The 25,251-nt window shown below is 51.5% G+C and carries 19 protein-coding genes; 7 read left to right on the top strand and 12 right to left on the bottom strand.

The window, feature by feature from the left end; translation table 11 throughout:
* The 5 genes from JI741_RS07655 to JI741_RS07675 all read left to right on the top strand — a co-directional run bounded on the left by JI741_RS07655 (position 1) and on the right by JI741_RS07675 (position 6,712).
* On the top strand, positions 1-429 hold the full coding sequence (locus JI741_RS07655; protein WP_202008454.1) for a hypothetical protein: 429 nt from the start codon (positions 1-3) through the stop codon (positions 427-429).
* Positions 430-571: 142 nt separating this feature from the next.
* The gene (locus JI741_RS07660) at positions 572-1,126 is read left to right on the top strand and encodes a carboxymuconolactone decarboxylase family protein (protein ID WP_202008455.1); all 555 of its coding nucleotides are present in this window, start codon (positions 572-574) and stop codon (positions 1,124-1,126) included.
* Positions 1,127-1,243: 117 nt separating this feature from the next.
* Entirely contained in the window at positions 1,244-2,134 is an 891-nt protein-coding gene (locus JI741_RS07665; RefSeq protein WP_202008456.1) for a helix-turn-helix domain-containing protein, read from the top strand.
* 265 nt (positions 2,135-2,399) lie between these two features.
* Positions 2,400-3,014, top strand: a complete 615-nt coding sequence (locus tag JI741_RS07670) for an HD domain-containing protein (RefSeq protein WP_202008457.1) — start codon at positions 2,400-2,402, stop codon at positions 3,012-3,014.
* Between the two features lie 98 nt (positions 3,015-3,112).
* Positions 3,113-6,712 carry a BamA/TamA family outer membrane protein gene (locus tag JI741_RS07675; protein ID WP_202008458.1) on the top strand — a complete coding sequence of 1,200 codons (3,600 nt, stop codon included), beginning with the start codon at positions 3,113-3,115 and terminating at the stop codon, positions 6,710-6,712.
* Between the two features lie 15 nt (positions 6,713-6,727).
* On the opposite strand, the gene JI741_RS07680 is transcribed toward JI741_RS07675, so the two are convergent.
* The 12 genes from JI741_RS07680 to JI741_RS07735 form a co-directional block, all read right to left on the bottom strand.
* Entirely contained in the window at positions 6,728-7,546 is an 819-nt protein-coding gene (locus JI741_RS07680) for a CheR family methyltransferase (RefSeq protein WP_202008459.1), read from the bottom strand.
* Between the two features lie 20 nt (positions 7,547-7,566).
* Positions 7,567-10,428, bottom strand: coding sequence for a PAS domain S-box protein (locus tag JI741_RS07685; RefSeq protein WP_202008460.1), 2,862 nt, complete (start codon positions 10,426-10,428; stop codon positions 7,567-7,569).
* The gene (locus JI741_RS07690; protein WP_202008461.1) at positions 10,425-11,018 is read right to left on the bottom strand and encodes a chemotaxis protein CheC; all 594 of its coding nucleotides are present in this window, start codon (positions 11,016-11,018) and stop codon (positions 10,425-10,427) included. The genes JI741_RS07685 and JI741_RS07690 overlap by 4 nt, the downstream gene beginning before the upstream one ends.
* A gap of 7 nt (positions 11,019-11,025) precedes the next feature.
* Entirely contained in the window at positions 11,026-12,783 is a 1,758-nt protein-coding gene (locus tag JI741_RS07695; RefSeq protein WP_202008462.1) for a chemotaxis protein CheA, read from the bottom strand.
* 27 nt (positions 12,784-12,810) lie between these two features.
* The gene (cheB, locus tag JI741_RS07700; protein ID WP_202008463.1) at positions 12,811-13,848 is read right to left on the bottom strand and encodes a chemotaxis-specific protein-glutamate methyltransferase CheB; all 1,038 of its coding nucleotides are present in this window, start codon (positions 13,846-13,848) and stop codon (positions 12,811-12,813) included.
* A gap of 11 nt (positions 13,849-13,859) precedes the next feature.
* Positions 13,860-14,216 carry a response regulator gene (locus JI741_RS07705; protein WP_202008464.1) on the bottom strand — a complete coding sequence of 119 codons (357 nt, stop codon included), beginning with the start codon at positions 14,214-14,216 and terminating at the stop codon, positions 13,860-13,862.
* 21 nt (positions 14,217-14,237) lie between these two features.
* Entirely contained in the window at positions 14,238-14,705 is a 468-nt protein-coding gene (locus tag JI741_RS07710; RefSeq protein WP_202008465.1) for a chemotaxis protein CheD, read from the bottom strand.
* Positions 14,702-15,208 (bottom strand): chemotaxis protein CheW, encoded by a 507-nt coding sequence (locus JI741_RS07715; protein WP_202008466.1) that lies wholly within the window; start codon positions 15,206-15,208, stop codon positions 14,702-14,704. Before JI741_RS07715 ends, JI741_RS07710 begins: the two co-directional genes overlap by 4 nt.
* 66 nt (positions 15,209-15,274) lie before the next feature.
* The gene (locus JI741_RS07720; protein ID WP_202008467.1) at positions 15,275-17,143 is read right to left on the bottom strand and encodes a methyl-accepting chemotaxis protein; all 1,869 of its coding nucleotides are present in this window, start codon (positions 17,141-17,143) and stop codon (positions 15,275-15,277) included.
* Between the two features lie 370 nt (positions 17,144-17,513).
* Positions 17,514-18,161: a response regulator gene (locus JI741_RS07725; RefSeq protein ID WP_202008468.1), complete on the bottom strand. Its 648-nt coding sequence runs from the start codon at positions 18,159-18,161 to the stop codon at positions 17,514-17,516.
* A gap of 1 nt (position 18,162) precedes the next feature.
* Entirely contained in the window at positions 18,163-19,587 is a 1,425-nt protein-coding gene (locus JI741_RS07730) for a response regulator (RefSeq protein ID WP_202008469.1), read from the bottom strand.
* A 249-nt stretch (positions 19,588-19,836) separates the two neighbouring features.
* On the bottom strand, positions 19,837-23,904 hold the full coding sequence (locus JI741_RS07735; protein ID WP_202008470.1) for a PAS domain S-box protein: 4,068 nt from the start codon (positions 23,902-23,904) through the stop codon (positions 19,837-19,839).
* A gap of 440 nt (positions 23,905-24,344) precedes the next feature.
* Between JI741_RS07735 and JI741_RS07740 the strand changes: the two genes are divergently transcribed.
* Both JI741_RS07740 and JI741_RS07745 read left to right on the top strand, forming a co-directional pair.
* On the top strand, positions 24,345-24,728 hold the full coding sequence (locus JI741_RS07740) for a VOC family protein (RefSeq protein ID WP_202008471.1): 384 nt from the start codon (positions 24,345-24,347) through the stop codon (positions 24,726-24,728).
* A gap of 26 nt (positions 24,729-24,754) precedes the next feature.
* On the top strand, positions 24,755-25,201 hold the full coding sequence (locus tag JI741_RS07745) for a DUF1801 domain-containing protein (RefSeq protein WP_202008472.1): 447 nt from the start codon (positions 24,755-24,757) through the stop codon (positions 25,199-25,201).
* Positions 25,202-25,251: the final 50 nt, after the last annotated feature.

Raw genomic sequence — 25,251 nt, forward strand, 5'->3', positions numbered from 1 at the left:
ATGGACATTAGTTCAATAGTCATTCTCGTGATTCTGGCCGTTGGCGGTGTTATGTTGAAAACCTTTTACGACCAGGGCAAAGCGGCGTTGTCAATTTTTCCGGATCTGAAAACGGTCACTATCGTCTACCGCGACAAAACGGCGCTCGGCTATTCCATGAAATCGTGGAAAACGAAAATAGGAGGTGCAAGCCGTTCGCTCGACATCATTGTTACGGACAAGGAACTTTGGCTGAGAAGTGTTTTACTGTTGGCCGGCATCACCCGTCAGCACGATCTTGTGCATCGCGTTCCGCTGCATCGGATAGGTTCGGCAAAGGAAAGTAAGGAAGGGATTGTGTTGTCGTTCAAGACGGAGAAGGGTGAAACCAAACAGATTGTCATCAATACGCGCGATAAGGGTCAGTTCTTGAAAAGTATCGGGGAGTAAATGCCTCAACCGGCCCATCCCAAGCCTGCAACGCCGGGCGGGGAATTTTGTCCATGCCCTTGCGTCAATCCTCCATGTTCCCGTCGGCTGCGGCCGCGCACCTTTGTATCGTCAATATCGACGAAACCAAAACAACAAGAACATGACACGTTTAACAGCATTGCACCCCGACGAAGCTACTGGCAAAACCAAGGAATTATTCAACGCCGTTCAGGGCAAACTGGGCCTAGTGCCCAACATGATGCGCACCATGGGCAATTCTCCTGCCTTGCTGGAAGGTTACCTCACGTTTAGCGGCGCGCTTGGCAAAGGCACACTGGGTGCCAAGACCGGCGAACTCATTGCCTTGGCCGTGGCGGAAAGCAACAGCTGCGACTATTGCCTTTCGGCCCACACATTCATCGGTGCCAACCTGATGAAGGTGGACTCAAAAATTCTGGACGATGCACGCCAGGCAAAATCGGCCGACGCCAAAACTACCGCCGCCCTCCGGTTTGCAAAAACGCTGGTAGAGAAACGTGGTCTGGTGAACGACGCCGACGTGGCCGCCGTGAAACAAGCGGGCTTCACCGAAGGCGAGGTTGGCGAACTTGTCGGGCACGTAGCGTTGAATATTCTCACCAACTACCTGAACAACACGGCAAACACGGCCATCGATTTTCCGGTGGTGAAGAGCCTGGAGCCTGCAACGGTTTGAGATCGTTCGGATCTGGTTTTTTTATGCAAAGGAATGTCGGAAGGGAACCACTTTCGACATTCCTTTGTCAATGCATCGTATCGACACGACAGTTAACCTTCTTACTTCCCTTCACGCATGACAGCGCAATCGGTATACACCCTCATCAATCCCCAAAACGGAAACCTCGCGTTTAAGCTCTTCACGTTTGACAACAATTGTGCGTTCGACCATTTGCAACGCAACAACTATTACTCCCTCATCTGGATGCAGCGGGGCAGTGGCAAAGTGCGTGTCGATTTTTCGACCTACGATTTTGAGGAAGATACCTTGTTTGCGTTTGCACCCTATCAGCCGTTTATGTTCACGGCCACATCGCCCCAGCGGGGAGTGGCCATCCAATTTCATCCGGATTTCTATTGCATCCACATGCACCAGAAGGAAGTGGCCTGTAACGGCGTGTTGTTCAACAACATCTATCAACCGCCGTTCACGTTCATCGATCCACCTTCGGCCACCACCTTCAACATGCTGTTGGAGAACATGCGCACGGAAGTGCAAAATCCCGCCCTTGCCCAATACGAACTGCTGGTTTCTTACTTAAAGATATTCCTGATCACTGCGTCGCGTCTCAAAGCCGAACAACACCCACAGCCTGTTAACGTAGATGCCGGTCAGAAAGAACCCTTCATTTTGCAGACGTTGAAAGATACGATCGAGCGCGACTTCAGGACCCGGCACGCCCCCAGCGATTATGCCGAGGCCTTGAACATTTCTCCGAAAGCCCTCGCTAAAATCACCAAAACACATTTCAACAAAACGTTGACCGAACTCATTTCAGAACGCATCATCATCGAGGCCAAACGTGAGCTCTACCTCACCAACAAGGCCGTGAAAGAAATTGCCTACGCGCTGGGCTATGACGATGAACATTATTTCAGCCGCTTTTTCAAAACCAACGCCGACGTGTCGCCGCAGATGTATCGCGAAACCGTGGGGTTTGGAAAAATGGATTTGCTCACCCAATAAGGAATCGTCGTCCTGTATGCTGACGCGCGGAACCGACAACCTCGAATTGTACAAGAAAACCTTTGGTTTAGCTATGGAGCTGAGGCTGCGCGGTGTGTAGTTTTGCAGATGGTAACGGGTAGGTTGCTGCGAAATTCTACAGCGTGTTTCATCACATCTTCGTGCCGGTAGCCGCCTTTTATTGTTGCCTTATTGTTAACGGGGTAGGGTGCGTGAAGCATGCAGGGATATCGAATTCCATCTTAAAAAATGATAACGAACGGCCATGACAAAGCCTAAATTGAAATGGGTAAAAAGTGCCCGGCGTCACGTGCGGAATCTTTTTCGTGAACATAAACCCGAAGGCGCGGTGTACCATGATTTTCGTCACACCAAAGAAGTAGTGAAATCCGCACGTCGTCTGGCCAAAGGTCAGCCATTAAGCAAGCCACAACGCATTGCACTGTTGCTGTCGGCATGGTTTCACGACGTGGGATATGTGCAGGGTTCGGTTGGTCACGAAGCACGCAGCGCGCAGGCGGCCGAAGTTTTCCTGAACGACAAGGAGGCGGACCCGGATTTTATTCACGAAGTGCGCGGGGCCATTCTGGCGACGCGTTTGCCACAGGAACCCGAAACGCTGGTGGAGCAGATCCTTTGTGATGCCGACCTGTTTCATTTGGGCACACGCAAATTTGCCCGGCGCAACGTCTTGCTGCGAAAAGAAATTCAATCGACCACCGGCTTGAAAGTGAACAAAGCCGAATGGTTGGCCGACTCGCTGGCGTTGCTTCGGGAACATCGCTATTTCACGCCTTATGGTCGCAAGAAACTGCAAAAGGGTCAGCGCAGAAATTTGAAAAAACTGGAAGCCAAACAAAAGGAAGTGCCCGTCGCCTGAGGGACAGTGCTCATCCGAAGTCAATGACCAACGACGATCGCTTGCACAATGCAATCTTTGGGTTTATATTTTGCGTCTGCTCGTTTCGTATTGACTCTATGGGGAAAAAAAATATTCTGTTTGTTTTTATAATCGGTGTATGGCTGTTGGCGCAACCGAATGTTGCCCAAGGTCAGACCCTGCGCGTTGTGCTCACGGGCAACAGTGCTGATGTTCAGGATGTGGAGGCGCTCTTTTCCGTTGTCGACCGTTATGCGGCGCAGACTTCCGGACCTGCCGTGTGGGTGTTTAATGGCGATGCATTTTCAACGCCTGCCGAGCCGGCGGTGATCGCGCGATGGCTTGAGGTTGCCGGCCAGGTCCTCGACAAACATCCACAGCTCACCCTGCTGGTGAATCAGGGCGAACGCGAGTGGAACAATTCGGCCCGCAACGGCTGGGAGACCTTACAACAATTGGAACACCAAACCCAGAAGGCAAAACACCCGAGACTGATATTCTATTTCGATAGCGGCTGCCCGGGCCCGTGGACATTTTCGCTGCCGCCATTTGTCGACATCATTTTACTGAATGCACAGTGGTGGAATCATCCCTACGAAAAACCGTTGCCCTACATGAACGCCTGCAGCGTGGCCGACGAGGGGGTGTTCCTCGAAAAGATGAACGACCTGCTGGATGAAAGCAAAAACAAACGCGTGCTTTTGGTGTCACACTTTCCCGTTGCCTCGCTGGGAAACTATGGTGGCCATTTTCCGGCCACGGCCTATCTCGCACCACCCCTGATGGGAAGCGCGCTTGTTTCGTTTCACCAGAACATCGGGTCCAGTAACGACCTGGTCAACGAACGCCTCGATGGCGTGCGCAAAAAGCTCGACAACATGATGAGCGATTATGCGGGGTTGATTATGGCGTCGGGTCATGAAAAGAATCAATCCATTGTGAAACACGGCAACAATGTTCTGGTGAACAGCGGCGCGCTGACCGACGGCGCATTTGTCTATCGAAGCCCCGGCGCCATGCTTGCGTCGTCAGCCCCCGGTTTCATTGAGCTCACCTATAATGCTGAAGGAAAAGTGTCCAGCCGTTTCTTCAAATACACATCCCAAACGCTGGAGCCGCAAACAGAAAGTGTGTTGACACCACCCGACGTGGTCGCTGTGCAACCTTTGGCCGACGCCCTGACAACACCGCCCTCGTCACAAACTGTTATTGCCGGCAAGGAGTATGACATCAACAAGGCAGGCAGGCTTTGGCTGGGCGCACACTACCGGCGCTCGTGGAACGCGGCCATCCAGGTGAACGCTCTTAATCTCGACACGACCTTTCAGGGATTGACCGTCATTAAGAAAGGCGGAGGCCGTCAGACCACGTCGTTGAAGTTGTCAGGCGGAGATGGGAGGGAGTATGTGTTCAGGTCTGTCAACAAAGATCCGGTGAAAGCGTTGAGCTATGATGTGCGGGGCACGGTGGTGTCGCAGGTGATTAAGGACCAGACCAGCACCCAACAACCCTATGGCGCCCTGGCGGCTTCCTATTTGCTCGACCGCATTGACATTCTTCATGCACGCCCTACGTTGTATATTCTCCCCGAGAGTGCGCGGTTGGGTGAATATCGTTCGCAGTATGCCAACCTGTTGGGCATGCTCGAAGATTCGCCAACGGATAAGATCAGGAAGGAAAAAATTTTTGGCAACGCCGATCACATCGAGCGCAGCTATAAACTTTTTCAAAAACTATATGAGGACCACGACAACCGTGTGGACCGCTTTGAGTTTTGTCGCGCCCGTGTGTTTGATATTTGGGTGGGCGATTGGGGCAAGCACGAAGACAACTGGAAGTGGGCCGGCTACAACCGCGACGGCGGCATTTTGTACCGCCCCATTCCACGCGACCGCGATCACGTATTTTCGCGCTGGGATGGTGTGCTTCCCTACCTGGCCGATCGCGCGTGGGCCAAGGAGAGCGGCGAAAATTTTGACTACACCATTAAGGGCCTTCGCAGCCTCATGCACCAGGCCCGGCACATGGACCGACTGTTGACAAACCAGCTAACACGCGCTGACTGGATCAACGCCGCCAAAGAAATTCAAAGCCGCATCACCCCGGAAGACATCGCGCAGGCTGTGCGTCAGATGCCCGCGGAAATCTATGCAACAGACGGTGCCATTATCGAAGCCAAGCTGCGGGCACGCATAAAAGATCTCCCTCGCTATGCCGCGGCTTACTACGACATGCTGGCGCGCGAAGTGGATGTGGTGGGCTCCAACAAATCCGAATACTTCAGGGCCACACGCCATGCCGACGGCACGGTGACCGTGATGGTCTGCGATGTGGACAAGCAAAAGCCCGATACCACGAAAGTGTATTACAGACGGACCTTTGTTCCCTCCGAAACCAAAGAGATTCGTCTCTATGGTCTCACCAACAACGATGTGTTTGTCGTGGAGGGCGAAGCAACCCAATCCATTCTGATTCGCATCGTGGGCGGCGATGCCGGCGACAGCATCACGGATGTGTCGCGCGTTCGCGGTGCATCGAAGCGCACACTTATCTATCAGCAAAACAACAACTCAACAATCGCTACGGGGCATGAAGCAAAACGCGTCACGCCAAAGGACGAGAATCTCTATCACTATCAGCGGACGGCCTTTGCCTACAACACGTATTTTCCCTTTGGCCTGATCACCTACAATCCTTTCAACGGCCTGGCGGCACACGTGCGCACGGTGTTTACACGACACAATTTTTCGAAGCCTGATTTCAGTGTGCGGCACGTGCTGTCAGGCTCAATCAGCAGCACGGGCAATTTTGACGTGAGCTATAAAAATCAGCTTCGCTATCTGGTGGGCAAATGGGATGGCATTGGCGAAGCAGGTGTTTCGCGCCCGCTCAACTATAATTATTTTTTCGGTGTGGGTAACGACACCAAACGTCGCGCCGATGTGAGCAGCACCTACTATCGTGCTCAGTTCAATTCTGTTTTGGTACGTGCCGGATTGATGCGCTCGTTCTGGAAGCAAAGTCAGGTGGCGTTCACAGCAGGCTTCGAATCGGCCAAGGGTCTCACGCGACGGGACAGCTATCTCGCCGATGCACCGGAAGTGTATGGCACCAGCCAACTGAACATGGTGAGCGCGAAAGGATTGGTTAACCTTGACTTTCGAGACGACCGCTTTCTGCCACAACGTGGTTTCCGTCTGGGCATGTCGGGCGAGTTGCTTCACATTAATCAGGACGGTGGTCACAAGGCTTCAGTCTCCGAAGTGGAACTGGAACACTACCTCTCAACCTATTCCAGCCACCCGCTCACGTTTGGTGTGAAGGGTGGTGCCGGATGGACCAGCGGTCGCTTGCCGTTCTATAAACTGTTTTCGCTGGGTCAGCTCAACGACCTGCATGGCTTCCCGCGAAATCGTTACACCGGCGAGTCGAAGGGTTATCTCGACACCGAACTGCGATGGCAGATTCTGCAAACGCGAAACAGTTTCATTCCCGTGAAAGTGGGCGTGCGAGCATTCTACGACATCGGGCGTGTGTGGGCCAGCTCCGATTCCGACAGCGCCAACTACTGGCACCAGGGGTATGGTGGTGGATTTTACGTGGCACCTTTCATGAACCAGTTTGCCTTCAACGTGAGCTTCGGCGCTTCGCGCGAAGAGCCGTTCCTGTTTATGTTTGGTATAGGAGGGTTTCTGTGAGCATAACCGGGTTGCTCAGACCTTCTGAAAAATTTTTGCCTGCTCGTCTACCAGATTAAATTTCTGACTGTCCATGAGGTGGGTGATGGTGTCGAAGAACCCAATGATGAGATATCCTCCGGGATTGAGCGCGGCATGGAATTTATCGAGCAGCTTTGTTTTCGCGGGCGCGTCGAAATAGATCATCACGTTGCGGCAAAAGATGATGTCGAATCCTGACGAAAACGAATCGGTGATGAGGTTGTGATAGCTGAATTGTGTGTTGGCCACGAGTTTGCGGTCCATGGTGGCATTTTTTCCGTCAGTCGTGTAGTAGTCGTGAAAATTGGTGGTGGTGTTGTATTCGCGATAGTTGGCTTCGTTCTGCAGCATTTTTATTTTATGATACACACCGTGCTGTGCTTCTTCGAGGGCATTGCGATTAAAATCGGTGGCATGGGCTTTTGCCTTATGAAGCAAGCGGCTCTCTTTTAGAACGATGGCAAACGAATATACTTCTTCACCGGTTGAGCAGCCCGCGTGCCAGGTGTTGATGGCACCGCGCGAAATAAATTCCTGACGCAACCGGGTTTGCAGATTGGTCCACAAGATGGGATCGCGAAACATCGACGTCATGCCCACGCTCACTTCGTTCATGAACACGTTCACAAAATTGGAGTCGCGCAAAAATTTTATCCACAGGTCCTGCACCGAAGGAAACTCAAAGTGGTTCAATATGCGAATGATGCGCCGGCGCAGCGACTTGGGCTCATAGCAGGTGAAGTCTATTCCATAGCGCACCAGAATGCTGTTCAAGAGCGCATTAACCTCCTCGTCCGAAACCTCCGTTATCATAGCGATCTTGTCAATTTGTATTATACAACCTTCAGAGCCGAAACCTTATCAATATCCGTTGCTTCTTTCACGAGGAGCACAATGATCTTCCCAATCTCGCCTTCGAGAGTGCGAATCACCGACAGGCTCACTTCATAGGTCACAATGCGTTCGCCGGCCTGGAAAGGAATGTAAAAATTAGCCACGTCGGTGCGTAGAATTTCATCTTTGTACTTTTGCCACAAGTGGCGATAGTGTGGTGCAATAAAGTCTTCAATCGTCTTCGAGCGCAGGTCCATGCGCGAGAAGCCAAAGATTTTCATCGCCTTTTCGTTGGCCGTCTTGCAGGTGAACTGCTGATTGAATTCCAGCACGGGCAGTGTGGACTTCAGGGCATTTACCATGCCGTTGAGATCGTTCACCTTCTCTTTTTCCTGTGTAGTGAACTGGGCAAACATCATGATCTTTTCCGGTGTGTCGCCTTCTACAAAAATGGGATTGAACGTGCCGTTGAGCCATAGTTCTTTTCCGGCCTTGTTCTTCATTTTGAATTCGCCGGAAAAGAATTTTCCAAGACGCAGGTTTTCCCACATCATCACCGTGGCGGCATCTTCGCCCAGCAGATATTTGAATCCCGTCTCGACAAAGTCTTCGCGTGCATAGCCCATCACTTTCAGAAATATTTCGTTGGCTTGCAGCAGGTCGCCCGCCAGGCTGAATTCGGCTGAGGCAATGGTGTTGTCGATGCCATGCAGGTAGCTTTTCAATTCCGCCTCGCGACGTTCGGCTTCTTTTTCAAGACGCCGTTCGTTTGATACATCGGTGCCAAACTCGATTATTTTTTCAAGCTCACCGTTCAGGTTCAATACCGGGTAGTCGAGCAACTTCATGAAATGGAGCTGGCCGGTTTTGCTGTAGCGCGAATATACACCGCTTTGAATTCCCTGATCTTTTACGGTGTCGATAAGCTTCGAGAACACATTGTCTTTTTGGGTCAACAATGAATAGGATTTGCCGAGCACCTCGTTGCGCGAGTAGCCGAGAATGTTCAGGTAGTTGTCGTTGATGTCGATCACGATGCCACGCGGATCAATTTCCAGGATGGCGTTTGAACGGCTCAGCGCCTCCAGCTTTTGGTTGAAGTCCATGGCCTTGATCTTGGTCTGTGTGATGTCGGCCTGGATGGAGATGTATTGCACGATTTCGCCTTCGCTGTTGCGCACGGGGTTGATGGCGAGCGATACCCAATAGGTGTCGCCCGTCTTGCTGTAGTTTAAAATTTCTTCGTAGATGGGAATGCCGCCGGCAACGTGACGACTCAGTTTTTCGATGGTTTTCTTGTCGGTTAGCGGGCCTTGCAAAAGTTTGCCGGGTTTCTGGCCGGTCACTTCATCGGCGCGGAAGCCCGTCATTTTGGTGAAGCCACTGTTCACATATTCGATGTAGCCGAGCTTGTCGGTGATGATCACCGAGTTGTCGGTGTTGTTGGCCACGATCGACAGGCGTTCGAATTCGATTTCTTTCACTTTCTTTTGCGTGATGTCCTGGATCATGCACAACAGCTTCACCGGGTTTAGTGACGCGTCGGTGATGGGCGTGAACGTAACGCTCAACCAAAGCTCGCCCCGCGACGCGCTTTGTGTTTTGTAGTCGCCCGAACGAATTTCGCCGTTCCATATTTTGCGCCATAACGTTTCCTCGCGTTGGCCGGTGATGAGCGAGTAGTCTTTGTGTGCCAGGTTTTCGGGTGTGAGGCCGGTGAATTTTTCGAGGATCATGTTGTGCTTCAGCAATCGACCCGTTGCGTTAAACTCCGCCGTGCCCAGTGTGGAGTCGATGGCATTGATCACACCCGACAGCTCAGTCTGTTTCAGTGCAATTTCTGCCTGGGAAGCCGCGAGGTCGTCAAGATTCTTTTTCATCTGGCTTTCGCGCGACTGCAACTCGTCGGTGAGTGTGCGGGAGGCGCCCAGCAAATCTTCGGTGCGTCGCATGGTTTTCAGGGCCATGATTTCTGACGCGATGTTCTCACAAACTTTTTTCAGGAACTCGATGTGGTGCGGCTCCATCACGTTGAACAACGCCAGTTCGATGGCACCGCAGTAGGTCTCGTTAAAGATGAGGGGAGCGATCACGAGGTTGCGCGGTGTGGCTTCACCAAGACCCGAGGTTATTTTCACATACGAGTCGGGCACGTCGGTGATGAACACAAAGTCGTGCTCCAGCATATTTTGGCCCAGCGCGCCCTGGCCGGCATAAACTTTTTCGGACAGGTGTTTGCGTCTGTCGTAGGCATAGCAGGCGATCAGTTCCAGGTAGGGGTCACCGTTCTCGTCTTCGTATTCAATAAAAAACTTTCCCTGATTCGCTTTCAGATAGCGGACCAGGTAGAGCATGATGTTGTTTCCATATTCGTGCACTTCCACCTTGTTGCGCAGCACTTCGCCAAAGTCGGCCTGGCCTTGTGTGACCCAGGCGCGTTTTTCGTCTTCCTCTTTAATCTTTTGCATCTCCGATTTGATAAGCAAAAGCGCTTTGCCAATGGGATCGCTAAAATCGACACCCGCGGTAGCGACTATTTTTTCAGGATGCGTGAGGTTGGTGATCAGCTCTGCCGATACGGAAAATTTTTTGTGTGTCTCTTCCTGATTTTCTTTCAGCAAGGCCATGTTGTCGAACGACCAGGCCGACGCTTTCGGGGGTTTGTTGAGGGCGGTGTTCGATTTGATGAGGAGTTTTTTTACATAGAGCATCCAGGTTTGCAACAACAGCAGTCCGGCGCACAACGAAACCGTGGCGGCGGAAACGGACCACCCATACGGCAAGCGCAGAATCAGGGTGGCAAGTGTGACGATCAAGGCTAGTATCAGAATGAAAGACAACCCTTGGATGCGTTTTTTCATAGTAACGATAATTTTTCGACTGGTACCTTTTCAAATACTTTACTACTCAATTTCCAGATAAACTGGGGATGCACTTTGTCGCCACCTTCAAACTGAAACGTGGTGTTGCAAAAAATCATACTGAACGGTTCGTCGGAGCGCATCTCCTGCGACACAAACGCGCTCAAGTCTTTGGACTGCACCTTTGCCAACCGCGGCACATCGCCATACACTTCAAGCGACAAAAAGTTCGACAACTCCGCGATGACCGATGCTGAAATGATGTTGTCGATTTCGAGAAGAAAGGCTTCGTTGAGCGCGTCGTTGCTCACTTTGGTGTTGAGCGCTTTGTAAATTTCCTGGCTCTCGTCGCGGTTAAAAATAAGAAAGCTCTTGCCCGAAATGTCGCCGATGATTTGTGTGATCAGAATGTTCAGTTCACCTTCTTCTTCGGCAATGCCGCCAAAGTCTTCTTCTCCGTGCAGGAGGGTGGCGTCGCTGTTCACGATGCGCACGTCTTTGTTGATGAGTTTTGAGAAGGAAACGGCAGCGCGTTGAAAGCCGCTGTTCATAACCTGAATGAGAAAACGTTCACGAGGTGTGATATTCATGGAAAAATTAGTTTAATGTGAAATTTCGGGCCGCCTTGTTGCCGGCACTGAAACCAAAGATGAAATTGAGGAGGTGCGGAATGTTCATTACCAGACATACATTGCCGCTCCCCAGAATGGTGACACCGCTAATGAACTTAACCTTGTCAACCGGGCGCATCAGCGGCTTTTCCACGATCTCCTTTTGTTGCAGAAGTTTGTCGACCACGATGCCCACCTTCCGGTTGTTGAAGCTTACGATAACAATTTCGAGTTTTTCCTCGGGATGAATTTTGGCAAACGTGTTTTGCAAGGTGTTGGCCGACTGCGCAGCAGTGTCTGACGGACTTCTGAAAATATCCTTTAGAAAAACGACGGCGAAATTTTTTCCCAGGTGTGTCGCCACCAGGCCGCCGCCGGCCATGTGAATGTCGCTTTTGTAGAGGGAGATCACCGACTCGGTATAGGCCAGAGGTATCGCGTATACTTCGCGCTCCAGTTCAAACAGGAGGGAGGCTTTCACGGCCATCGACGAAGGCATGGTGAGCAACATCACGGTACCCTGTCCTTCGCTGCTGGCCACGCGTATGGTGCCGCCGATGGAGTCGAGCATGCGTTTCACCACGTCCATCCCAACCCCGCGCCCCGCAATGGAGGTCACGGTTTCCATCGTCGAAAAGCCGGGTTCGAAGATGAGCATGCTCAGGTCTTCGCGTGTCAGCTTCTCGGCGTCTTCGGCGGTGATGAGTTTTTTGGCGATGGCTTTTTGCTTGATCCTTTCATAGTTGAGACCGCGGCCGTCGTCGCTTATTTCGATGTGCACCGCGTCGGTCTCGCTGCGGGCGCTCAGGGTAATTACACCGTCTTTTGGTTTGCCTGCGGCGATGCGTTCTTCGGGTTCTTCGATGCCGTGGCCCACGCAATTGCGAATGAGGTGGATCATGGAATCGCTGATCACTTGCAATACGTTCCGGTCGATTTCGGTTTCGGTGCCTTCCAGCTTCAGCATCACGTTTTTCTTTTCCGACGTGGCCGCATCCCGCACCACACGGTGAAATTTGTTGAACAGAAATCCAACCTGAACCAACCGCACGTCCATCACGGAATATTGAAGATCGGAGCTGATGCGACTGAGGCGTGCATATTCGTTTGAGCGCAACCCCTTGCCAGCCTGTGCGGCGAGGATACGATCTTTTTCGATGATGAGTTCACCCACCAGGTTCAACAGGTTGTCGAGCTTGCGCACAGGAACCTGAACCAGGTCAGAGAATGAAACCTGGTTATTCAGTTCAGGTGTTGCACTCGTTTCAGGAGCATTGCTGTCGTCGCTCTCCACTTCTGCTTCGGCGTGAAATGACTGAAAGCTTTCCTGAACGGTATGACTTGTGTTTTTTGAATCTTCTTTGGCGCGCTTCAGCAGCACGTCGAGTTTGGTTTTGATGCCTTTGTATTTTACTTCCGAGTTGTCTTTCACGGCGTTCACCAGGTTGCCCAGGGTGTCAACTCCTTTGAAGACGGAGGCAAACATATTTTCGTCGAGCGAAATCCGTCCGTCGCGTACTTCGCCAAACAAATCTTCGAGCACGTGAGCCATTTCGGCGATGCCCGTGAAGCCCATGCCGGCGGCGTTACCTTTCAGGGTGTGGGTGATGCGAAACAACGCATGCACCGTGTTTTTGTCGCCCGGTGTTTTTTCCAGTTGGGTGAGCACACGGTTGATCTCCTCGAAATTGCTCATCGCTTCCGCCAGGAAAATTTCTTTATACTCTTCTTCTTTGTTTTTCATGACCTTTTGGAGGATTTTCTTCGGTGACTATAAACAACTGACTATAAAACCCGGTATCTCTTTCAATGCCACAACCTGTCGCACAGCGCCGCTTTCAAACGCCGCCTTTGGCATACCATAAACCACGCACGATGCTTCGTCCTGGCCAATGGTGAAGCCACCAGCCTCGCGTATTTTCTTCATGCCTTGTGTGCCGTCTTTCCCCATGCCGGTGAGAATGACGCCGATTGCCTGAGGCCCATATTTTTCGGCGACCGATTCGAACAGGCAGTCAACCGAAGGGTGATTGTATTCTTTGAATTGCTTTTCGGTAAAGACCACCATCGGCGCGCCGGTAAGGTGACTTTTGTCGATGCGCATGTTGGCGTCGCCGGGTGCGAGATATACAATTCCACCCTTTAGTGTTTCGCCCTTACGCGCCAGGCGCACCGTTAACGGACTGTTTTCGTTCAGCCGCTGTGAAAACGTTTCAAGAAAACGTGCCGGCATGTGCTGGACAATGATTACGGGAAGCGCCAGATTTTTTGGCAAATTGTTGATGATGTATTCCACGGCGCCAGGACCACCGGTGGAGGCACCGATCACCACGATTTCGTAGTGCGTCTGGTCAAAGCTGTGGTGATTCGCGTTCTGTTTTGCTTTCTGTTTTCCCTTCAGCCGCGAGATGTCGGTGCGCGACGCCTGCTTGATAAGGTCCAGCAATTTGTACTGGCCGTGGTCAAGGCGGTGTATGTCGGTAGGCTTGTCGATGAATTCAAACGCGCCATGTTGCAGGGCATCAAAAATGCGTGTGTCGGTTTTCTCCAGGGAGCTTAGCAGGATGATGGGCACCGGATGTTTTTCCATCACGGCGTTCACCACATACACACCGTCGTAGTCGGGCATCACCATGTCGGTGACCACCACGTCGGGCTTCAGGGTGAGTGCCATTTGCGTGCCGTCCTGACCATTGTTGGCCACGCCCACGAGGTCGATGGTGTCGTCGCTTTTCAGCATGTCGCCAATCACTTTGCGCATGAACGCAGAGTCATCGATCAATACGGTGCGAATGCGGGGCCGGACCATAGCGGAAAAAACTAGGCTTTGTTGATGGCGGCTACAAGTTGATCGTTGGTGAAGGGCTTCACGATATAGGCCTTCGCGCCCAGGCGCAATCCTTCGTTCACCACCGACTCCTGACCCACGGCGCTAATCATCACCACTTTTGATTTCAGCCCTTCTTCCTGATACACTTTCAGGATGTCAGTGCCAATCATGTCGGGTAGAATATTGTCGAGTGTGATGAGGTCGGGTTGCAACTCGAACGCAAGGTCGATCGCTTCTTCGCCATTGGCCGCCTGGCCCACCACGTTGTATCCACCCAACTCCAGGGCGTCTTTGATCAGGGTACGCATGTACAATGAATCGTCGACAATTAAAACACTCTTAGCCATGTTCACTTCAGTTTTTGGTTTCTAGATTTTATAATGTACCGCACCGGGCTTGCTCACGTTGAGTTGACCCGTGGTGCTTTCGAACCGTGTGGTTCGGCTTTCGCTGCCGCCGATGTCGATGGCCGCGATAAAGATTTTGTTTTCCGTGAGACGTCGGATCACCGACGAGGCATTCTCCGCGCCTACGCCTTTGCCCGTGCCAATCACATTGGCGCCGCCGGCAATTTTTGCGCGCAGGGTGTTGAGCGTGCTTCCCTTGTCTTTGAACTGGGCCAGAATTTCGTCGAGCGCCGTTTTCACATCGTAGAACTTGTTGCGTTCATGCGGTGCGTTTTCCTGGTCGGGGAGAAAAATGTGTGCCGCACCGGCAAGTCCCGTCACGCGATCCTGCACAAACAGTCCGATGCACGAGCCCAATCCATAGCACGTATACAACGCCGGGTGCGACGACGTAACCACATCACCAATGCCAAGCTTGTATTCGGTCATGATGCGCCAACGGTTTTTTTGATCGACTCGCTCATTTCATAATCAATCACCTTGAAGATGTCGATGAGAATGATGAGACGGTCGCGCGATTTGATGATGCCTTTGATGTAGTTCGATTCGGTGCTGGCGTCGTTGATGATGCTCACTGATTCGTCGAGGTCCGACGGGTTCACCGAAATTGTGTTGGGCACTTCGCTCACCAGCAGGCCCAGCTTCACGTCTTCACTCTCTACCACCAGCGTATATTTGTTGCCTTCTTTCTGCGTGCGCGTCAGGTTGAAGCGTTCCTCCAGGTCGAAGATGGCAATGACGTTGCCGCGGATGTTGGCCACGCCTTTGATATAGGGTGGCGTCTGCGGCATGCGGGTGATGGTGGGGGTGATCACCACTTCCTTGATCTGGTCGATTTGAAGTCCGTATTCTTCCTGCCCCAGCTTGAACACCACAATCTGCAGTGTGCGCTGTGCTTTGGCGGGAGCTTCCGATGTTTTTACGTCTGACATATCGTGTGTTGATTTTACAGAAAGGCATGGGCGGCGAAATCGAATCATCCGCCCAACGCGCCTTAATTATTTCCTGAGTTTGAATTGCTGAATGCCGGCTTGCAGTTCGGCGGCCACGGCCGAAAGTTCGTCGCCGGCCTTGGCAATCTCCAGCATGCCGTTGCTCATCTGCTGGCTTGAGCTGGCCACTTGTTGCGTGCCCGCTGCGGTTTCTTCCGACACCACCACAATCTGCTCGAAGTTTTTCACCACCGTGGTGATCGATTCTTTTTGCGTGATGGTGGCCGTCTGGATTTCCTTCGAAGCGCTAAATGTTTCTTCGCTCGACTTGGCAATTTCCTGGAAGATCACTTCCGCTTCCATGCTCGACTTGTTTCCGTCTTTCACGCTGGCTTCCATCATGTCGATGGCCTTGCCGGCAGCTTGTGTGTCTTTCTGAACATCGCCGATAATTTTTTCAATTTCAACGGCCGAGCGGCGCGAGTCTTCGGCAAGCTTGCGTATCTCTTCGGCTACCACGGCAAACCCTCGTCCGGCGTCGCCGGCGCGTGCCGCTTCAATGGCCGCGTTCAGGGCCAGCAGGTTGGTTTGGCTGGCGATGTCGGTGATCACATTCAGTGTGCGACCTATTTCTTCCGTGCGTTTGGTGAGCACGGCGATGGACTGTGCTGTTTGACCAGCCGAATCCTTGATGCCGCTCATGTTGGTCACCAGCACCTTCACGGTCTTCATGCCCTGTGTAGAACTTTCCAATCCTTTTTCGGCCGTCTTGTTGATGAAGTGTGCCTTCTTCTCCATGTCGGTCGATGTGTTCATCACGTGGTTGATGAGCTTCGACGATTCGTCGGTGCGCAGTGCCTGGTCTTGTGCACCTTTTGCCATTTGCGAAATGGCGCTGGCCGTTTCGGTGGTGCCGCGTTTCATGTCTGTTGTTTTCTTTTGCAGCAGGTCCGACGATTGGGCCACCACATCCGAACCCTGGCTGATGTTCGCCAGCACGGAGTTCAGATTCTCCAGGGTCTTGTTCACTTCGGCGGTGAGGCCGTTGTTGTCGACCGATGTGTCGCAGCGTTGGCTCAGGTCGCCTTTCGCCATGGCTTTAATGGCGCGGATCACTTCCGTCATGTCGAGCGCATACTTCACAACTTTGATCGGCTGGCCATCGATGTCGACGATGGGATTATAGGACGCTTGCAGATAAATTTCTTCGCCCCGGCGGTTCACACGGGTGTAGGTGCCGATAAGGAATTCGCCGCGATTCAGTGTATCCCAGAAATCGTGATACTCGGCGCTACGACCATATTCGGCGCTCACAAACATGCGGTGATGTTTGCCTTTTATTTCTTTCAGGCTATAGCCTGTGGCTTTCAAAAAGTTTTCGTTTGCTGTGATGATGGTGCCGTCCATGTTAAATTCAATGACGGCGTTCGAACGTCCGATGGCGTCGAGTTGTCCTTGCGTGTCGATGTTCTGGAGTTTTTGTTCCGTGATGTCGGAGGCATACTTTACTACCTTAAACGGCACGCCGTTCAGGTCCATGATGGGATTGTAGGATGCTTGAATCCATACTTCTTTTCCGTTTTTGCCCACGCGCTTGAATTCGTCGGAGATGTATTCGCCACGATTCAACTTTGCCCAAAAATCGGCGTAGGCTTTGCCACGTCCATAGGTTTCTTCCACAAACATCCGGTGATGTCGTCCTTTGATTTCGCCCAGCGTGTACCCCATAGCGTTCAAAAAGTTTTCGTTCGCATAGATGATGGTGCCATCCATGTTGAACTCGATCACCGCCTGCGATTTGCTGATGGCATCCACCTGTCCCTGAAAGTCGATAAACTTGAGGCGATCGACCGTAACGGTTTCGGAGGGTGTAACGTGGACGCTGGACCCGCCAGACGTTCCATTGTCTTTGTCCTGATACAGGTTCTTTTTCATTTTAGTGGAAGATTGGTATGACTTTTTTTTTGTAGACGATTGACTTGCTTTGCGCGAAGGCCGAACCGTGTGGTCCGAGGCCGGGGTGGTTTCCGTTCTGGTAACGCGTATGTTTTCTATTTCCGGTTTCATAACTGCGACAACGAAAAGCTTCTTTGTTTTCGATGTAAAGGTAGACCCGCGCAAGGCCGCCGGAAATCGGGAAAAGAATGTATTTTGAATTACACTGATCTACCGAAGGCAATCCGTAGATATACGTAGTCGCTTTTGATGTAAGAAAATGACACAAGTGGCAACGACCATGGCGACCATTTCAGCCCTGGCAGGATAACATTTGTGTTGACAACGAAAGGAATGCCGTGCGACGTGTTTACAGGAGGCCTGTAGCTTGTGCCTTCTTCACCAATTCGATGGAATTTTTGGCGCCTGTCTTTTTCATGAGGTTTGCGCGGTGGGTTTCCACGGTGCGGGGACTTATAAAAAGTTTGTCTGCCATTTGAAGGCTGGTGAGCCCTTCGGAGATCAGTTTCAGGATTTCCACTTCACGCGTGGTGAGGTTCACCTCGGGTTCTTTTTGTTTTTTGCGGGTAACGTTGTTTGAATATTTTTTGAAGATCACCTGCTGCACCTGGTTGCTGAAATAGTTTTGTCCCTTCAGCACGGTTTTTACGGCATAGTCAAGTTCACTCCCGGTTTCATTTTTCACCACATAACCCTTCACGCCATATTCCATGCAGAGGCTGATGTAGTCTTCGTCGTCATACATCGACAGCATCACAATGCGGGCGGTGGGGTCTTCGGTCAGAATTTCTTTGGCCGCTTCCATGCCGTTCAGTTCGGGCATCGAAATGTCCATGATGATCAGGTCGGGACGAAGGGCTTTGTATTTTTCAACGGCCTCGCGCCCGTTCACGGCCTCGCCGGCCACTTCGTAGCTTTTGTTTTGTTTCAGCAGGGTTTTTATGCCATCGCGGATCATGGAGTGGTCGTCGGCAATCAGGATCTTGTGCTTCTCCATGTCAGCGGGCGTTAACGGTGAGGGGAACTTCTACAATGAGCAACGTGCCGCGGTTGGTGTCGCTTTCAATGGTGAGACTGCCTCCCATAATTTCGGCGCGCTCGCGGATATTGACCATGCCATTATTTTTATAAAGGTCCAGGTTGTTCTGGCGCGACAGGCCGCGGCCGTCGTCTTCCACCGTCAGGCGGATAAAGTCCGGTTCTTCGTTTAGCTGCAGGGTGATCTGGTGTGCCGACGAATGTTTCACAGCGTTGTTCAGGGCTTCCTGCGCAATGCGATAGAAATTGATTTTCTGTGGCTGTTTGATCTCGCGACGATCGCCCGTGTTCACAAAATAGACGTGCGCTTCGGCGGTGCGGTCAACCTGGTTGCAAAGCGAGCGCAGGCAGGTGGCCAGATCGAAATCTTTCAGTTTTGCGGGCAGCAGGTTTTCGGAAATGCGAACCGATTCCTGGATGGCCTCGTCGATGAGCTGATAGAGGTTGGACGCTTCCTTGTGATCTTTCACGATGACGTTGGCGTTCATCTTGATAGCATTCAGCGTCTGCCCTAAACCATCGTGAAGATCTTTAGCGATGCGGCTCCGCTCTTTTTCCTGGCCTTCCAGGAGTGCGGCCATGCGATGTTTCTCCAGGTCTTTCACCAGGCGTTCGTATTCTTTTTTTTCCGTCAAATCCTTAAACACCACAATGAGGCCTATAAAATTCTCCTTGTTGTCGAGCATGGGGCTAAGGCTGCTCTCGCCAATGGGCTGCTCGTTGCCGTGTTTGCCGATCAGCACCAGGTTTTCGGGCATTGTGTTCAGGTTCACACCCGCCAGCGGACATTGGATGGGATTTACCGGAAACTCACCCGTCATCATATCGCGCAGCTGCAGGATGTCGACAATGGGTTTTCCCAACGCTTCTTTGGCGGTGCATTGAATCACGGCTTCGGCACTGGGGTTCATGTAGGTGATGCAGTAGTTCCGGTCAATCACAATCACCGAGTCGCTGATGGAATTGACGGTCGAAAAATATTTTTCTTCGCTTTGGCGAAGCTTCAATTCAATGGTGTGTTTGTAGAGCGCCATCTCGATGACGGTGAAGATTTCGCGATCTTCAAAAGGTTTGGTGAGATAGCCATAGGGCTCCGTGACCTTCGCGCGCTGAATGGTGTCTTTGTCGGTGAGTGCGGTGATGTAAATAACCGGAAGGGCGTATTTCTGTTTGATGATGCCCGCCGCTTCAATGCCATCCATTTTTCCGGCCAGCATGATGTCCATCAGCACAAGGTCGGGGCGATCTTTCTCGATGTGTTCCAGGGCTTGTTCGGCGAAGTCGCATTTCCCGACCACACGATACCCTTCATTCTCCAGTGTGGACTGTAAATGTATTGAGACTATGATAGAATCCTCTACGATAAGTATTCTTGCTTTTGACATAACCCCTAACTTGACTTATGTTAAATATACTTAAAAATTTCCATAATAATGGGCCATCCTAAACCAACCTAAAAGCGTTTTTTAGGTCAATCGTCACCCATGTAACATAATTCAATATTTCTGAATCAGAAGCGCCTTTTTAGAGTTAAAAGCGGGATGCAGTAGCCGGTGCTGTCTCGTGCAAAGCAAAGTCGCACGAACATGTGTGGAATTAACGCAACACCCTGCACGATTGTTTGTGAAAGAATTTTAAAAGGTAATGGAGTATTTTGTTCCCTGCCCACGCTCGATGCTGACCGATGCCTTGAGCTGTTTCAGAAAGACGTCGAGCAGTTGCATGCCAAAGCTGCCCTTGCCCGGATAGACCGACTCGGGCAACCCGGAACCGTTGTCGGCCACGGTGAAGAGAAAACCTTCGGCGGTTTTGTTGAAGCTCACAAACACGGTGCCTTCGCGCCGGTCTTTGAATGCATGTTTGATGGCATTGGTGATGAGCTCGTTCAAAATGAGTCCGCAGTTGATGGCCAGGTCCAAACTGATTTGTGTAGGCTCGATGTGTGCGTTGATGCTGAGGTCAAGCGTTTGGGTCATCACCGTCATTTGCAAATCGAGAATCAATTTGCTGAGGTAATCAGCAATGTCCACCTGGTGCATCGAGCCCGATTGCAACAGGCGTTCATGAATGAGTGCAATGGAGCGGATCTTGTGACGCGTGTCCTCCAGAAAATCTTTCATATCGGACTGGTGCATGCCGCTCATCTTCAGATACAGGATGCTGGAGATGAGTTGAAGATTATTTTTAACACGGTGATGGATTTCTTTGATAAGACTTTCTTTTTCCTGCAAGCTCTTTTGTAATCCCAACTGTGTGAGCTGTAGATTTTCTTCTGCTTGTTTCCGTTCCGTAACGTTTGACTGGATCTCGATAAAATAGTCCAGCTCGCCCGAGGCGCCAAACACGGGTTGAATTTCTACGTCGAGCCAGTGTGTTTCGCCGGAGCGTTTATAATGAACGATTTCAAATTTCACTGGCTCTTTGCGCGCCAGTTTTTCATGAACCATGGTCACGGTCTCGGCCAGTGTTTCCGGGCCATACAGAAAATCTTCCGTGGTCCTTCCAATCACCTCGCGCGAAGTGTAGCCGGTGGTGCGGGTGAACGATTCATTTACCCATTGTATTTTCCGGTCGGCATCGGTGATCACCACCAGGTTGTCGGTGCGCTTGGCAATGAGGGCGAGGCGCGCAGACTCTTCCTCTTTTTGACGCACATCGTCGATGTCCTGAAACAGGCCGTATAATTTCACGGCGCGATTGTTTATTCTCTCAGAGACACCAACCGTGCGAATCCATTTTTTCTTGCCGGCCTTCGAAACAATTTGAAGGGTCATGTCATACCAGTCGCCGTCGTCAATGCATTTTTGGATGGCGTGCCGGAGGAGCACCTTCGAATCGGCTGTATAAAAACTGAGTGCTTCTTCCAGCCCGGGCGAATAGCCGGGAGCAACATCGTGAATGCGGCAAACTTCGTCGGACCAACGACATTGGTGTGTCGCCAAATCCAGCTCCCATTCCCCAAAGCGCGCGAGCCGTGCCGCGAAGCGGATCTGCTCCGTACGTTTTCGCGAGTGTGCTTCGGCTTCTTTTTTTTGCGTCAGGTCTGTCACGTTAAAGGTAACGCCCGTCACCTCCATCGCTTTGTTGAACACGGGCAGATACAGGAATTCCAGCCACAGCTTGTGTTGGTTCACGTTTTGAATTTCACGTTCCACCAACACCTTTTCACCCTGCAATGCGCGCGCAAAATTGGTTGAAAAATCGGCTTGAAACAGGGGTGGGATGACTGTTAAAAAATGATTGCCCTTTTCGAGCGCGTGGTTCAGGATGAATGTTGCATTGCGGGAAGCGAAGGCATTAAAATTCTGAACAACACCTTGCGGGTCCAGCAACACCGTGGCATAGGCCGAGGCTTCAATAATGGCACGCAGTTCGTTTTCCGATTTCTCCCGATTCAACTCGGCCGCACGGCTCTCGGTGATGTCGATAAAGCTGGACACCGCAGCATACATGCGGCCTGCCTCGTCGAGCAGCGGGGCGGCATTTACCGAGATCCATTTCATCGAACCGTTTTCATGTTGAAGTCCATGCAGCACATTGCCCACGGCCTGTTGTTTGGTGAGTGCAATGGAAAGCGGAAGATTTTCCGGAGCAAGACGTTGCCCGGTTTCATCCACGGGTTTCCAGACCGGATTGTGAAAGTAATGCTCCGTCACCTCATCGGCGGTGGTGTCCAGGATGTAGAGTGCGCTTTTGTTGGCGTAGGTAATTTTGCCGTCGGGCGAAGCCACCACTACGGCGCTGATGAGGTTGTCGAGTGTGTTTTGTAGTTTAAAGCGATTGGTGGCTTGTTCAGCTTCCAGTTTTTTTTGACGGGTGATGTCGATGCAGATGGCGATGAAGTGCACCGTGCCGTCGGGACGCAGGTGTGGGGTGGCCTTTGTCTTCACCCATTTTTGTTTCCCCGAGCGTACGTTGATCCGATAGTCAACGTCCAGTCCTTTCAGGGTGGCAATGGAAATGTTGGTGGCCTCCTTCACCGCAGCAAGATCGTCGGGATGAACCAGGCCGAGGCCTACACCCACGTCGTGTATGAGTTCGTCTGCAGTTAACTCAAAAACTTTTTCCACGCCCTGGCTTGCATACGTGAACCCCGCTTCTGTTCGCGCCATGTTTGTCCAGTATTCATAGATGAGGCCGTCGGGAATGTTATCGGCCAGCGAGATGACGCGTTGGGATGATTCCTGTAGCGTTTGCTCTGCGCGCTTGCGATCGGTGGCATCCTGCAGAATGCCCAGCGCGGTTGTGCCTTTAAAAATGCCGCGTGCCTCCATCCATATTTCGCGCGCGGTGGCGGTGATCATGGCAAAGGAAACGTTCACTTCCGTTTTCACCGCGGCCGGATCGGCCATGCCTTCTTTCACTTTCTCGCCAATCACGGCCTGGAAATCCGGATGAACATATTGTGCGATGAACTGCGCAAAGGGAATCACGATCGGCTTTGTGGAATCGATGTCCAGCAGTTCGAGCAACTCCCGGCTCATGGACAATTGAAAAGTTTTGAGATCAAGTTCGGCACTTCCCATTTTTGCAAAGAGCAGTGTTTCGCGAAGGCTGGAGTAGGAGAGGAACAACGCATCGTGAGATTCTTTCCGTGCCGTGATGTCGTGCTCGATGGCGAAAAACTCTGTTGTTGTTCCGGTGCCGTCGCGCACGGGAATGATGGTGGCATCGACCCAAAAAAAGGTACCGTCTTTCGCCTTGTTTTTGATTTCTCCCCGCCACGTTTTCCCGGCATTCAGCGTGCGCCACAAGTCAGCCCAAAACACCCGGGAGTGATGGCCGCTGTTGATGACGCCATAGTGATTGCCAACCAACTCTTTCTGACTATAGCCGCAAAGGCCAACGAAGTTTGCATTCACGTCCATGATGCGTCCGGTGTTGTCGGTGCGCGACACCACGGCGGTGTTTTCGATGGCGTCTTGAAAATCGGCGAGCGATTGGGTGAGTTTGTGTTGAATCTCTTCGGTTTCCTTTCGCGCGGTGATGTCGAGCAATGTGCCGAAAATTTTCCGCTTGCCGGTGTGCTCGTCCAGCGTGGCTTCGCCTTGCGACAGCACCCAGCGCACGGTGCCGTCGGGTCGCACAATTCTTTTTTCAAGCGCATAGGGTTTGCCAAGACGCACGGCGTCGTCTATGGCCTTCTGCATTTTGGCGCGATCTTTTGGATGCACCATCGAGAGGCGCAGGCGTGTGGAAGGTTTCACCGACTGCGGCGCCAGACCGTGCAGGCGATAGAATTCGTCGGACCAGCGGATTTCGTTGAAGTTGCCATACATCTCCCAACTGCCGATTGAGGCAATGGACTGACTACGGTTGAGTGTTTGCTGCGTTTGTTGTAGCGCATCTTCATGCTGTAGCGAAGACGGCAGCTCCAGATAGTCAAGGAGGCAATCCATGCCATGAAGTTGGATTCGCTTTCGCAACAGGAACACGGTTGTGTCTTTCCCCGTGGATGCGTGGTGCACGATTGGACCAAATCGCGTAAATGTTTTTGCCCGACCCACGGACGCGTCCGGAGGCGTGCCCGACCAAAGGGTGCTGAGCGTGAGATTCTTTTTTGTACTTTTTAGCCGGAAAAACTTTTTTCCCTCGCTGTTGAGCTGCATCACCACTCCGTTATCCACCCGATGAACGACCGCAGGAAAGGGAATGTCGGTGAGGGCAAAAGAAAAGTTGTTCGACTTGGATACAGCTTTCATGAGGGGCTGGATGAGATCAGGCAAAATACAAATTGCCAGCACAGCAGACTAAGGCGTATCTACGTACGTGAATGTACGTAGATAGGAATTTGTCAGGAATGAGGTCGGGGTGTGTAGTGACCAATAAAATAAAAGGCATAATCTCGTTTGTGGAGACTATGCCGATAGAATAAAACCAACCACGTGATGAGAAGAATCACCATGTAGTCCTGTAAATATCGTGCAACTCCGGTTACCGCGGTATCACATAATCATGGGAGGGTGGCATAAGAAACTTGGTAGCTGATTTTGTGGCTAAGATCTATGAAACAAGCCAAAAAGAAGTTCGCGCCACTACGCCGGAACGCTTTGTGCTTTGGTCGACACGATGTTTGCCCTCGCCATTCATACCTTTTGGAAAAGGCTTAAGAATAATACCACAATACCCTTAAATTTAATCCATGAAAAACAAGCTGATACATTTCGCCATCCACACCGACAACACGGAGCGGGCAAAGAATTTTTATGCCCATGTGTTTGACTGGGGATTCGCATCCTATGGGCCACCCGATTTCCTCCAAATCAAAACCGACGATACTGAATCCGGAGAATTGATTGGCGCCCTGCAGTCCAGAAACTATTCGTCGGTGAAAGAAAAGATCATTGGCCTGGAGTGCACAATTGCTGTGGAAGATGTGGACGCTATAGTGGAAAGAGTGACGCGCGGCGGCGGTGAAATTGTGATGCCTAAAACGGCGATTCCCTATGTGGGATGGATAACAAAATTTCTCGACACCGAGGGCAACCTGGTTTGCGCAATGCAGGCCGACAACAGCGCGCGATAAGAATCTCTCTCTAATTTTTAACCACTATGGATAAGCCCCGAAAAATCCATCCCGACTTTCTCTACTTTCTCGAGATGAAAGAACAGCCGCTGATCGATTTGTTTGTCGACATCCGTCACTACATTCTTGGTCTTTATCCCAACAGCAACGAACTCCTCTATCACACGCATGCCTTAACGTCGGTGTTCTCGATTTCCGACAAACTCTCGGACGCGTTTTGCATGTTGCCGATCTACACAAATCATTTGAACCTCGGATTTACAAAAGGAACGTTGATCAACGATCCCCATACGTTATTGGTAGGAACGGGAAATTTGATACGGCATATTCCCATCGGGATGCCTGCAGACTATAGGAACCCCAAAGTGAAAGCCCTGCTGAAATCGGCCGTCGATTTTGCTACTAAAGACATGGAAAGTCCGGCGAAGGTCAAAGGCGAAACAATTTCGAAAATCAAAACGGGCAAGAAGTGAAGGTGGCGCCGCTCACGTAATCAACCTTTGGGGCTGTGCAACGTTCCGGT

Origin of the sequence: Chryseolinea lacunae, assembly GCF_016735595.1 — a bacterium.
Lineage (GTDB): Bacteria > Bacteroidota > Bacteroidia > Cytophagales > Cyclobacteriaceae > Chryseolinea > Chryseolinea lacunae.